This window comes from Pseudomonas sp. SWRI81 (assembly GCF_014268545.1).
GTDB lineage: Bacteria > Pseudomonadota > Gammaproteobacteria > Pseudomonadales > Pseudomonadaceae > Aquipseudomonas > Aquipseudomonas hamedanensis.
The window spans coordinates 46,305-58,602 of sequence record NZ_JABWQS010000027.1 but is presented as its reverse complement, the minus strand read 5'-3'; the positions used below and the strand labels follow the sequence as shown (position 1 = coordinate 58,602).

Sequence of the window (12,298 nt, the reverse complement as noted above, 5' to 3'; positions counted from 1 at the left end):
CGTTCCTGCGTTCGCTGGCCAAACGCAACCCTGTGGGAGCGGGCTTGCTCGCGAAGGCGTCAGGTCAGCCACATCACGGCTGAATGACCCACCGCCTTCGCGGGCAAGCCCGCTCCCACAGGAGTTTTGCAGTGTTATTGAATTATGTGTTCAGGGTTTTCAGATACGCCCGCCATCCCCCCAAATGGCTGATATCCACCGCACCCTCCAGTCCATACGGCTCACAGATAAACCCGCTCTCCCAGCGCCCGTCCGCCAGTTGCACTTTGCCCAACCCCAGCGGCGCTGGAATGCCGGTGAGGAACGAGCCCAGTTCGCTGCTCGGCAATTCCCACACCTCCACGGCAATCGCCACGCCGCCGTCCTTCACCCGCACCATGCCCGGCCGCAGCGGTGGGCCGCCGGCCAAGGCGTGCAGTCGATAGTCCGGCGAACTGAACGTGGTTTCCAGCAAGCGCCCGCCACGCTGGGTCAACTGCCAGTTCAAGGCCAGACCTTGCAAATGAGCGCCGCAGACCACGAGCCGCGCGCGGTCATTGCGCGCAGTGTTCGCTGGAGTTGGCAGTGCGGTTTGCTGCTGACGCTGCAACGCATCCGCCACGCTCAGCAAGTATTGATCGGTAAACACCCGACCAAACAGCGTCACGCCCCACGGCAAACCGTTGCTCATGAATGCGGTCGGCACGGCAACGGCAGCGTAATCGAGCAGGTTCATGAAGTTGGTGTAGTAACCCAGCTCGGAGTTGCGCAGCACCGGTTCGGCGGCAAGCTCCGCCAGCGTCACCGGACGGCCGATGGTCGGCGTCAGCACACAGTCGAGATTTTCCAGTGCCTCATCGCAAACAGCCTTCAAGGCCTGCAATCGATACTGCGCGCGGAAAGTCTGCACGCCGGTCACGGCCGGCGCCTTCGCCAGCACCGCCCGGATCACCGGCAGCACCGCTTGGGGATTTTGTTCCATCAGTTCACCGGCAACGCTGTAGCGCTCGGCAACCCACGGCCCGTCATAGAGCAAACGCGCCGCTTCGAGGAACGGTGACAGGTCCAGCTCGACCGCTTCGCCACCGAAGGCCTTGAGCCGATCGACCGCGGCTGCGAACAATTGCGGGCCTTCGCTGCAACCGAAAAACTGCAGATCCTGCGCCCGTGGCACGCCGAAGCGAAACGGCCGTGGTGCGCCGAAGGCCGAGCCGTCATTCCATGCAGGATTGGGGCGACTGTATTCATCGCGAGGATCGGGTTTTGCCGTCAGCGCCAGTAACTGACTGGCCTCACGGGCGGTGGCGGTGAACGTGGTTACGCAGTCCAGCGTGCGGCACGCGGGCAGCACACCAGCGGTGGAAATCAGCCCTTTGCTCGCCTTCAAACCGACCAGATTATTCAGCGCCGCCGGTACCCGGCCCGAGCCGGCAGTGTCGGTGCCCAAGGCGAAACTTGCCACGCCCAGCGCCACCGCCAAGGACGACCCGGCGCTGGAACCGCCTGATGGATATTCCTTCAACACGCTGTTGGGGCACGCACCATAAGGCGAGCGGCTACCATTGAGGCCCGTGGCGAATTGATCAAGATTGGTCTTGCCCAGCGGAATCGCGCCCAGCGCCAGCAGTTGCTCGACGATGGTCGCCGAACGCTGCGGCACATAAGCAAACGCCGGGCACGCGGCGGTGGTGGCAATGCCGGCCAGGTCAATATTGTCCTTGATCGCGAACGGCACGCCGTACAGCGGCAGGCTGTCGGGGTCGCGACCGTCGAGGGCGGCGAGGTAAGGCTCCAGTTCTTCAATGCTGAGCAGGTGAATGAACAGGTGGTAATCCGCGTTCAGCGCAGCGGCTTTCTCCCGCAGGGCCAACAGCAATTGGCGCGGTGTGGTCTGGCCATTGCGATAGGCCTGGCGCAGTGCATCGAGTTGCAGATTCATCAGTTGATCCTTATCCAAATGGCTTCAGTCGAGTTCCAGCACCACGACCCGTTGCCCGGCGCGCACTGCTGAACCGGGTTGCACGCGAATCTCGCGCACCACGCCGGCCAGCGGTGCGAGCAGGGGGATTTCCATCTTCATCGACTCGAGAATCACCAGCACATCGCCCGCCGCGACACGCTGACCGGCCTCGACCTGGACCTGCCAGAGATTGCCGGCGATGTGGCTGTCGACGCTGTGCTGATCGCTGGCCAGTGGCGCGTCTTCGCTTGCTTGTGGCACAACTTCTTCGCTGTCGAAGTGCGCCTGGCCACTGGCGATCCAGCGTTCGCGCTCGGCGTTGAAGGCGCCCTGTTGCTGCGCGCGAAAGGCGCTGATGCCCTCGGCTTGCTGGCTTAGAAACGCCTGATAGTCGGCGAGGTTGAGCTGGCTGTGCTCGATGTTCAGGTCGAAGCGACCGAGCGGGAAGTCGCGGCGAATACGCAGTAATTCCTCGGCACTGACCGGGTAGAACCGAATCTGATCGAAGAAGCGCAGCAGCCATGGTTTGCCATCGAACGCGGCCACCTCGCGGTAGCGATTCCACATCTGCAACGTGCGCCCGACGAACTGATAACCGCCCGGACCTTCCATGCCGTACACGCACATATACGCACCGCCAATGCCCACCGAATTCTCGGCGGTCCAGGTCCGCGCCGGGTTGTATTTGGTGGTCACCAGACGATGGCGCGGATCGAGCGGTGTGGCCACCGGCGCGCCAAGGTAAACGTCGCCAAGGCCCATCACCAGATAGCTCGCATCGAACACCGTGCGCTGCACTTCGTCGAGATTCGGCAGGTCGTTGATGCGGCGGATGAACTCCAGATTGCTCGGGCACCATGGCGCGTCCTTGCGCACGGTGGTCATGTATTTTTCAATCGCCAACTGGCAGGCCGGGTCATCCCAGGACAGCGGCAAATGCACGATGCGCGACGGCACTTGCAGGTCCTTGGCGGCGCACACCGCGTCCCATTCGCCGGCGATGATGCCGAGCAGATCGGCCAGCGGCAGTTGCTCGGGTTGGTAGTGCACTTGCAGCGAACGAATGCCCGGGGTGAGGTCGATCACACCGTGCAGGGTTTTGCTTTCCAGCGCTTGCATCAGCGCGTGGGCACGGAAGCGCAGGACCAGATCGAGTTCGGGCGCGCCGATTTCCAGCAGCAGATGCGTGTCGCCAGAAACCCGCCCGACAAGCCGCCGATCCCCATGACCCAACTCAAGAACCACAGGCGACACAAGCCCCTGTAGGCGTGAGCCTGCTCGCGAAGAGGCCAGATCAGACACCGCGTGAACTTCATCGCGAGCAGGCTCACTCCTACATTGATCCCATTTCAGGGCAAGATCGCGGGCGTCAGTCAGAGAGACGGGGATGAACTGAATTTTATCGCCGGCCTTGAGCTGTCCCAACTGCCACAGATCGGCCTCAATCACCGTCACCGGGCAGACAAACCCGCCCAGACTCGGGCCATCCGGGCCAAGAATCACCGGCATGTCCCCGGTGAAATCCACCGCACCCATCGCATACGGATTGTCATGAATGTTCGACGGATGCAGCCCCGCTTCGCCACCGTCGGCTCGCACCCATTCCGGCTTCGGTCCGATCAGGCGCACGCCGGTGCGGCTGGAATTGAAGTGCACCTCCCATTGCGTGGCGAAAAACGTGTCGATGTAGTTTTCCGTGAAATATTCCGGCGCGCCGTGCGGCCCGTAGATCACCCGCATCTGCCGCACGTCGGGCAACGCGGTGATGTGGTGTTCGGCGAGCTGTTGGCCGGCGCTGCGGTCGGTCAATGCCGGCACATGCAACACGTCGCCGGCGCGTAACGCCCGTCCGCCGTGACCGCCAAACTGGCCGAGGGTGAAGGTGCTTTTGCTGCCCAGATAATCCGGGACCTGCAAGCCGCCGCGCAGGCACAGATAACTGCGCGCCCCGGCACCGTCGAGGCTGCCCAAATGCAACGTCGCGCCTGCCGGGATCAGCAGCGCGGTGTTCATCGGTACGTTTTCACCCTCAAGCGCCAAGGCGATCGGCGCGCCGGTCACGGCGACCACGGCATCGCAATTGAAGCGCAGCAACGGCCCGTTCATGGTGATTTCCAGCGCGGCTGCGCCTTCTTCGTTGCCGAGCAGGCGGTTGCCCAGGCGCAGCGCACGACTGTCCATCGGACCCGAAGGTGGCACGCCAACGGCCCAGTAACCGAGGCGCCCGGGATAATCCTGCACCGTGGTCTGCGTGCCGGCACTGAGCACCTCGAAAGTGTTGGCGCGGTAGACAAGCTTTTCCAGGCAACGGGTCCACGGCTCACCACTGGCGAACGGAGCGTCGAGCAAAATCTGGCGTAGGTAATCACGATTGGTTTCCACGCCATACAGCAGACTGCCGCCCAGCGCTTGATGCAGTTCGGCGCGCGCCTGTTCACGGCTCGGCGACCAAGTGATGACCTTGGCAATCATCGGATCGAAATACGGCGGGATCTCGACGCCGGCCTCGACCCAGGTATCGATGCGCAATTCCACACCGTTGGCCGGCGGGAATTGCACAGCGGTCAGCAGGCCCGGACTTGGCTGAAAGTCGCGCCCCGGGTCTTCCGCGTACAGACGGGCCTGAATGGCATGACCCTGCGGATCCAGCCCTTGATACAGCTCGTGCAACGGCGGCAGATCATCGGCGGCCAGTTCGATCATCCAGCGCACCAGATCCACGCCCCACACCTGTTCGGTGACGCCGTGTTCAACCTGCAACCGCGTATTCACTTCAAGAAAATAGAAACGCTGCGCCTCGCTGTCGAAGACGAATTCGACGGTGCCGGCGCTGCGGTAACTGACGGCTTTGGCCAGTTTGATCGCCGCAGCGCACAGCTCATCGGCCATGCCTTCGGGCAGGTTGGGCGCCGGGGTTTCTTCGAGGACTTTCTGGTTGCGCCGCTGCACCGAGCAGTCGCGCACACCAAGGGCGATGACTTCACCGCGACCGTCGCCGAACACCTGTACTTCCAGATGCCGCGCGCGTTCGATGTATTTCTCGATGAACACACCGGCGTCGCTGAAGTTGTTCTGGCCGAGGCGTTTCACCGCGTCGAACGATTCGCTCAATTCGCTGGCGCTGCGGCACACACGCATGCCAATGCCACCGCCGCCAGCCGTGCTTTTCAGCATCACCGGGTAGCCGACGTGTTCGGCGGCGGTCAGTGCGGCGTCGAGGCTGTCGAGCAGGTCGCTGCCTTCGAGCATCGGTACGCCATGCTGTTTGGCCAGCGCGCGGGCAGTGTGCTTGAGACCGAACACCCGCAGTTGCGCGGGCGTCGGGCCGATGAAGGCGATGCCCCGGGCTTCGCAGGCTTCGGCGAAGGCTGCGTTTTCCGACAAGAATCCGTAGCCAGGATGAATGGCCGTCGCGCCGCTTTGTTGGGCAATAGCGAGAATTTTGTCGACCGCCAGATAGGTCGTGGACGCCGCGCCTTCGCCGAGACTGTGCGCTTCAGCAGCTTGGGAGATGTGCAGGCTGGCAGCGTCGGCTTCGGCATACACGGCGACGCCTTTGGCTTTCAGCACGTCAATCGTGCGCAGGATGCGACAGGCAATCGCGCCACGGTTGGCGATGAGAATTTTTTCGAACATGGCATAACCCTGAAGGGCAAGCGGGCCGTCCCGCTGTTTTTCGACAGACATCCGGGCCGTCCCGGATGGAAAAAATCGCAACACCACCGAACCCCTGTAGGCCTTCGCCTGCTCGCGATTGCGGTAGATCAGGCACAGTTGTATTGAATGACCCACCGCTATCGCGAGCAGGCTCACTCCTACAATTTGATTGGCAGTGGTTTCAATTCTTCAGGCACTGGCCGGAACGCGCCTGGCACAGGGCGAAAAGCCAACGCCGCAAACGGCTGATTTTCAGTTCCATACCAGCAACTCCGCCGGTGTCGGGTTGTAGGCATTGCACGGATTGTTCAACTGCGGGCAGTTGGAAATCAGCACGATCACGTCCATCTCCGCGCGTAAATCGACGTACTTGCCCGGCGCCGAAATCCCGTCCTCGAAGGTCAGCCCGCCATCCGCCGTTACTGGCACGTTCATGAAGAAGTTGATGTTCGGCCCGATGTCGCTTTTGCCCAGGCGCCCGTCGTGGGCGCAGGCGCGCAGGTAGTTGTCGCGGCAGCTGTGCATGTAGCGTTTTTCCAGGGCGTAGCGCACGGTGTTGCTCTCTTGCGCGCAAGCTCCGCCGAGGGTGTCGTGGCGTCCGCAGGTGTCGGCGACGATGGTCAGCATCGGGCGGCCGAGGTTGGAATACAGCACGCTGCCAGTGCTCAGGTAGACGCTGTTCTGCCGGCGCAAGGTGCGTTGCACGTCGTAGCGTTCCCTGGGATTGGCGAGGCTGTAGAACAAGGTGTCGACCGCTTGATTGCCCTCAAGATCGAGGATACGCAGGGTCTGGCCGGCCTTGACTTCCATCAGCCAGGGTTCGCCGGCAGGAATGGTCGCGCGGTAGATCGCGCTGTCGGCTTGCTTTTGCGAAGTGGCGATTGCGAGTGACATGGCAGCGATCCTCAGGCGAACAAACGGTCGGTGTTGATGAAGCCGCGCTCGTTTTCCGGGCGCGAGGTGCGGCAGTGTTCGGCGACGCTGGCATCGGCGTTCATCCAGCTCAGCTTCAATGGTTTTGGTGCGTATTCAGGGGACGGATCCATCGGATGTTGCAGGGCGGTGAGCACCACCAGCGTGTCCATCGGCGCGTACAACTCGATGTAATCGCCGGCCTTCGAATGGCCTTCGACGAAGTGGAAGCGCCCGGCCTCATCGACGTTGACCCGGCTGAACAGATTGAGGGTCATCAGCAGGTCGGACAGGCCCAGGCCCCACTTGCCGAGTTCCACCAACAAGTTGTCGGTGCCGTTGCGGAAGAAACCGTTGCGCAGTTCCTGGTAACGGCCCTGACCGTACTTTTCGGCGACTTCCTCAGCGCAGAGCACGCCGCCGAGGCTGTCACTCCAGCCGCAGGTATCGGCAGTGATTGCGGCCAAGACGCGGCCCATGTCCGAGTACAGGCAATGGCCGGCGGTGAGCTTGGCGGTGTGTTGGCATTTGAGGCTGTCGGGCAGGTTCAGCCGCTCGGTTTTTTCATTGGCGTTGAGCAACGTCAGGCTGACGTTGGCGCCGCCGCGCAGGTCGGTCAGGCGCAGCAATTGTCCGCGCTTCAGTACGAACGAGCGGTGGCCGCCACCGGGCAGCAGTTCTTCGGCGAAGGGCGGAAACAGTTGGGTCGAATCAGTCATCGGCTGGTTCATCAAAGCAGTCCTCTCAAGCAGTGCGAAGGGTGCCCGCCAGCGGCAGCGGCAGGGCCTCGACGGCGGCGCGCCGGGCGCGGCGGTCGCTGTTCAACGGGATGTCGTAGGTGATGCGTGCGCCATAGGCGCCGGGCGCGTGCGGGTCGAGGCGCACCTTGTCGAACACCAGCAGGCGGGTGCCGAGATTGAAGCCCTCGGACAAGTCGTGAGTGACCATGAACACCGTCAGCCGGGTCTCGCGCCACAACTCCAGCAGCAGCGCATGCATGTCTTTGCGGATGCCCGGATCGAGTGCGCCAAACGGCTCGTCAAGCAGCAACACGCGCGGTTTCATGATCAGCGCCTGGGCAATCGCCAAGCGTTGCTGCATACCGCCGGACAGTTGCGCCGGGTATTTGTCCAGGGCGTGGCCGAGGCCGACTTTGTCCAGCAGCGCCGCTGCCTGCTCGCGGGCCTCGCGTTTGGCGCCACCGAACAGCCGACCCAGCAATGGCGCGCGCGGTAATTCGACGCCAAGGGTGACGTTGTCGAGCACGCTCAAATGCGGGAACACCGAATAGCGCTGGAACACCACGCCACGACTGGCATCGGGTTCGCTGGCCAAGGGTTGGCCGTCGAGCAGGATCTCGCCGCGACTGGCAGTTTCCTGGCCGAGCAGCAGACGCAGGAAGGTCGATTTACCGCATCCGGACGCACCGACCAGGGTGCAGAACTCACCCTCGTTGACGCTCAGGTTCAAGCCTTCGAGCACCACTTGATCGGCGTATTGTTGCCAGACGTTTTTCACCGTGATGAAGCTCATTTTGCCGCCCCCTCGTACCAAGGAAAGGCCTGGCGGGTCAGCTGTTTCAAGCCCCAGTCCATCAGCCAGGCGAGCAGGGTGATCCACACCACGTACGGCAAAATCACGTCCATCGCCAGGTAACGGCGCACCAGAAAAATCCGGTAGCCGAGGCCATCGGTGGAGGCAATGGCTTCGGCGGCAATCAGGAACAGCCACGCCGAGCCGAGCATCAAGCGCAGCGAGATCAGCAAGCGCGGCAACAATTGCGGCAGGACCACGCGCAGCATCAGCGTCCAGGTCGAGGCGCCGAGCGTCTGCGCCTTGATCAGCAGTTCGGCCGGTATGTCGCGGGCACGCTGTTCCAGATCGCGAGCCAGCGCCGGAGTGATGCCGATGACAATCAGCATGACTTTCGACAACTCGCCCAGCCCGAAGACGATGAACAGAATCGGCAGGATCGCCAGCGGCGGCACCATCGACAGCACCGTCAGCAGCGGCGACAACGGCGCTCCGAGCAGCGGCAGAGTACCGGCGGCGATGCCCAGGCACAGCCCGGCCAGTGCGGCGATGCCGAGGCCGATGGCCAAGCGCCGCAGACTCGACGCGGTGTCTTGCCACAGCAGGTATTCACCGGTGCGGCTGTCGGCGTTGAACGCCAGGCGTTTCACCGCGTCGCTCATCTGCACGGCGCTGGGCAGCAGTTTGTCGTTGGGGTTGTCTGCCAGGCGTTCGGCCGAGCCTGTGAAGTAGGCGAACAGCACAAGCGCGAACGGCAGGATCACCAGCAACAGGCGACTCGGGCGATCGGGGTGGCGATTGATCAGGCGCATGGCCAAATCCTCCGTGGCTTACAGCTTGGCGTCGGCGGCCATCTGCACGTAGGTCGGATCGAAACGCAGCTTGATGTTGGCGGTGTCGCCGCTGGTCACGCCGTTGGCGAAGCTCATGCCGACCGCGCTGGAATCTTTCGCGCCTTCGCCAAGCAAGCCGTGTTCGAAGGAGAACGCGGCGACCTTGCGCAGGGTGTCCGGCAGTTGCTTGCTGGTGGCGAAACTCAGCGCTTCGCTCGGTGTGGCGAACAACCTGGTGGTGTCCAGTTGCGCCTGGAATCCGGCCAGATCGGTGCCCGAGGCCTTGGCCATGTGTTCCAGCGCGGCTTTGCTCGCGGCGTTCTTCGCGTTCATCAGAGCGACCACTTCGAACCACGCACCGGTCAGGGCTTTGCCCAGTGCCGGGTTGTCTTTGAGGGTGGCGCTGTTGACCACCATCATGTCCATGATCTCGCCGGGGATCTGGCTGGAATTGAACACTTCGGTGACGCCGGGTTTGGCCTTGATATCCGAGAGCATCGGGTTCCAGGTGGTCACGGCGTTGACTTCGTCGGTGTTGAAAGCGGCGGCAATGTCGGCGTCGGAGGTGTTGACCACTTTCAGGTCTTTCTCGGTCAGGTCTACCGAATCCAGCGCACGGGCCAACAGATAATGCGAGACGGACAGCTCGACCAGATTGACGTCCATGCCCTTGAGATCGGCGACTTTCTTGCCTTCGCCCTTGACCACGATGCCGTCGTTGCCGTTGGAGAAGTCGCTGACGATCAGCGCAGTGCTGTCGACGCCACCGGCCGCAGGAATGGTCAGCGCGTCCATGTTGGTCATGGTGCAGCCGTCGAACTGGCCGGCGGTGTACTGGTTGATCGATTCGACGTAATCGTTGAGCTGCACGACGTCGATCTTGATCCCGTACTTCCTCGCCCATTTGTCGACGATGCCTTGGCTGCCGGCGTATTCCCACGGCATCCAACCGGCGTAGATGGTCCAGCAGACGCTGAAGTGGTCTTTCTGTGCGGCAAAAGACTGGCTGCTGATGAGCGCGGCGAAGGCGGCGGCGAGCAGGGCGGGCAAACGTAGTCGGGTCATGGCGGATTCTCCAGTTGATCGAGGGCGGACAGGAAGGCAACGCGGCACCGCGAACGGTGGCTTGTCTCCCGGGCTTTTGTCCCGCCGTGTAACCTCAACTGGAGGTCGCCAACTCTCGGACCAGCCACTCGCGATTGCGAGCCGGAACCCTAGTCAGCCATTGCAAATTGTGGTGCCGCGAACCTGTGATGACTCCTGCACGGGTTTGCTAAAGCGAGAGACGTGCCAAGTCCGGCCGAGGCCTCTGGGGCGGGGATCTGCTGGATTACCGAGGTGGGCGGGGCGACCGATGGCGCATCGTGGTGGTGCGCGGTTGCACCGTCATGCAGCGTGTCTGGGGTTCAATTGATCGGCCATTTGGGGATTAACAAGATTTCATAATCACTTGTTTCAACTTGTTGCAGGAACGCACCAGATTCCGAAATCGCTGTCTGATTCTTCGACAGTCACCCAATTGATGATTGTCGCCTGCCAGCGTCGCTGGTGTGGCCAACCCGCGGTCCAGGAGGCCGCCATGTATCGCCGAATCCTACTGCTTGCCGTGATGCTTTTTTCCCTTGGCGGATGCGTCCCTTATTCCTATGGAGACAGCTATTACAGGTCAGAGGTCTACACATCACCCGCACCGGGGTACTACAGCGGTGGCGGCTCTTATTACCGGAGCGGCGGCACCTATTACACCCAGCCGCGCTACTACCAGCCGGCGCCGCGGTACTACCAGCAACCGCGTTATTACCAGGCGCCACGTCACTATCAACCGGCCCCGCGTTATTACGAAAGCCGTCGCTGGCACGGCAATGATCGCGGACGCTGGGAAGGCCACCGTCGCGGTGGCTGGGACAACGACCACCGGGGTCGCGGCAACTACGACCGCCACAGCAATCGTCGTGACCACAACGGCCGTGGCAACCGCTGGTAAATCACCGCAATGGACAAGCGGCGCTTAAAGCGCCGCTTTTTTTTGTCTGTCGAAAAGTCGTCCCATTTGCCTTCTCCCAAGGGATTCCCGGAAGCGTCCTACAGTTTCATTTGGTGGCATTTGTTAGCGTTTGTCGATGCCGGACGAGGCGAGAAATCCTCAGCTCGATAGCGGCGATAAATGGACGTTAGCGCTATGAAGCTTCTGGTTATCCATCAAAACTTTCCGGGTCAGTTCCGCCATGTGGTGCTGGCGGCGCTGGCCCGACGTGAAGAGGTTGTGGCGATAGGCCGGGACACAGCGCCGGGCCTCGTCGGGGTGAAAGCCCATCGATATCGAGCGACCAGCCGAGCGCCCGGCAATATTCACCCGTATCTGATCCGCTACGAACAAGCGGTGATTGACGGGCAGAAGGTCCTTGAAATTCTGAGCAGGCTGAAACGTTCGGGTTATCAGCCCGACGTAATTCTTGCTCATCCCGGATGGGGCGAAACGTTGTTCGCCAAGGACGTCTACCCCGATACGCCGCTTGTTCACTATTGCGAGTATTACTATCGAGCGCAGGGTGCCGATTCCGGCTTTGATCCTGAATTTCCGCGCGCCACAAGAGAGTCGTCAAGGCTGCGAGTGCTCAATTCGCTGCATCTTTTGAATCTTGATCAATGTGATATCGCCATCGCGCCTACGCAATGGCAGCGCAGCCTTTTCCCGGCTGCTTACCGGTCGGCGATTCGGGTCATTCACGAGGGCGTCATTCAAAGCGCTGATCTGGACAAAGTTTTAACAGTCACATTGCCCAATGGCGTCGAGCTGCGAGCCGGACAACCGATCGTGACTTATGTCGCCAGAAACCTTGAGCCTTATCGCGGCTTTCACAGTTTCATGCGGGCGATCCCGCTTATTCAGGCCGAGTGCCCCGATGCGCAGATCATCGTGGTTGGCGGTGATGGCGTCAGTTATGGGGGGAGGCCTCTTGGATTTGCAAATTGGCGCAGCAGGATGGAGACGGAGGTAAGTTTTGATCATTCGAGAGTGCATTTCACAGGGAAGCTTCCGTACCAAATTTACCGAGCGGTTCTGCAGTGTTCGAAAGTCCATGTTTATCTGACGTATCCGTTTGTTTTGTCGTGGTCGTTATTGGAGGCGATGGCGTCGGGTTGCGTGGTGGTAGCTTCGGATACGGCACCGGTAAAGGAAGTGATCGTTGATGGGGTTAATGGAGTGTTGGTGGATTTCTTTGACCATCAAGGAATTGCCAATAATGTGTGCATGGTTTTGAAGTCTTCTGGTGAGTACGACTTTCTTGCCCGCGCTGCGAAGTTGGCGGCAGGTCGGTTTAGTGTGAAATCTGGCGTGAGCCAATACTTTGAGGTTTTTGAAGGCGCGATGTCCAGGCATGGCGATAAACAAGCCGTGCCCGAGTTTGATAGGGAGGTTTGA

At 61.5% G+C, this 12,298-nt stretch carries 9 protein-coding genes and 1 riboswitch; of the genes, 2 read left to right on the top strand and 7 right to left on the bottom strand.

From position 1 onward, the window contains the following. Positions 1-142 precede the first annotated feature (142 nt). The 7 genes from atzF to HU765_RS17475 form a co-directional block, all read right to left on the bottom strand. Complete coding sequence (gene atzF / locus HU765_RS17505; RefSeq protein WP_186621939.1) at positions 143-1,918, bottom strand: allophanate hydrolase; 1,776 nt, start codon at positions 1,916-1,918, stop codon at positions 143-145. Between the two features lie 24 nt (positions 1,919-1,942). Next, positions 1,943-5,575: an urea carboxylase gene (uca, locus tag HU765_RS17500; RefSeq protein ID WP_186621960.1), complete on the bottom strand. Its 3,633-nt coding sequence runs from the start codon at positions 5,573-5,575 to the stop codon at positions 1,943-1,945. A gap of 273 nt (positions 5,576-5,848) precedes the next feature. Then, a complete protein-coding gene (locus HU765_RS17495) occupies positions 5,849-6,490 on the bottom strand; it encodes an urea amidolyase associated protein UAAP2 (RefSeq protein WP_186621938.1) in 642 nt (213 codons plus the stop codon). Between the two features lie 11 nt (positions 6,491-6,501). Next, on the bottom strand, positions 6,502-7,227 hold the full coding sequence (locus tag HU765_RS17490; protein ID WP_186621937.1) for an urea amidolyase associated protein UAAP1: 726 nt from the start codon (positions 7,225-7,227) through the stop codon (positions 6,502-6,504). Between the two features lie 25 nt (positions 7,228-7,252). Then, positions 7,253-8,041 carry an ABC transporter ATP-binding protein gene (locus HU765_RS17485; protein WP_186621936.1) on the bottom strand — a complete coding sequence of 263 codons (789 nt, stop codon included), beginning with the start codon at positions 8,039-8,041 and terminating at the stop codon, positions 7,253-7,255. After that, entirely contained in the window at positions 8,038-8,853 is an 816-nt protein-coding gene (locus HU765_RS17480; RefSeq protein WP_186621934.1) for an ABC transporter permease, read from the bottom strand. The genes HU765_RS17485 and HU765_RS17480 overlap by 4 nt, the downstream gene beginning before the upstream one ends. Positions 8,854-8,871: 18 nt before the next feature. Next, the gene (locus HU765_RS17475) at positions 8,872-9,939 is read right to left on the bottom strand and encodes a putative urea ABC transporter substrate-binding protein (RefSeq protein WP_186621933.1); all 1,068 of its coding nucleotides are present in this window, start codon (positions 9,937-9,939) and stop codon (positions 8,872-8,874) included. Between the two features lie 63 nt (positions 9,940-10,002). Further along, positions 10,003-10,103, bottom strand: a riboswitch (guanidine-I (ykkC/yxkD leader). Positions 10,104-10,453: 350 nt separating this feature from the next. Here HU765_RS17475 and HU765_RS17470 point away from each other — a divergent pair. Beyond that, positions 10,454-10,858 (top strand): hypothetical protein, encoded by a 405-nt coding sequence (locus tag HU765_RS17470; RefSeq protein ID WP_186548917.1) that lies wholly within the window; start codon positions 10,454-10,456, stop codon positions 10,856-10,858. Between the two features lie 195 nt (positions 10,859-11,053). Further along, a complete protein-coding gene (locus HU765_RS17465; RefSeq protein ID WP_186621932.1) occupies positions 11,054-12,298 on the top strand; it encodes a glycosyltransferase family 4 protein in 1,245 nt (414 codons plus the stop codon).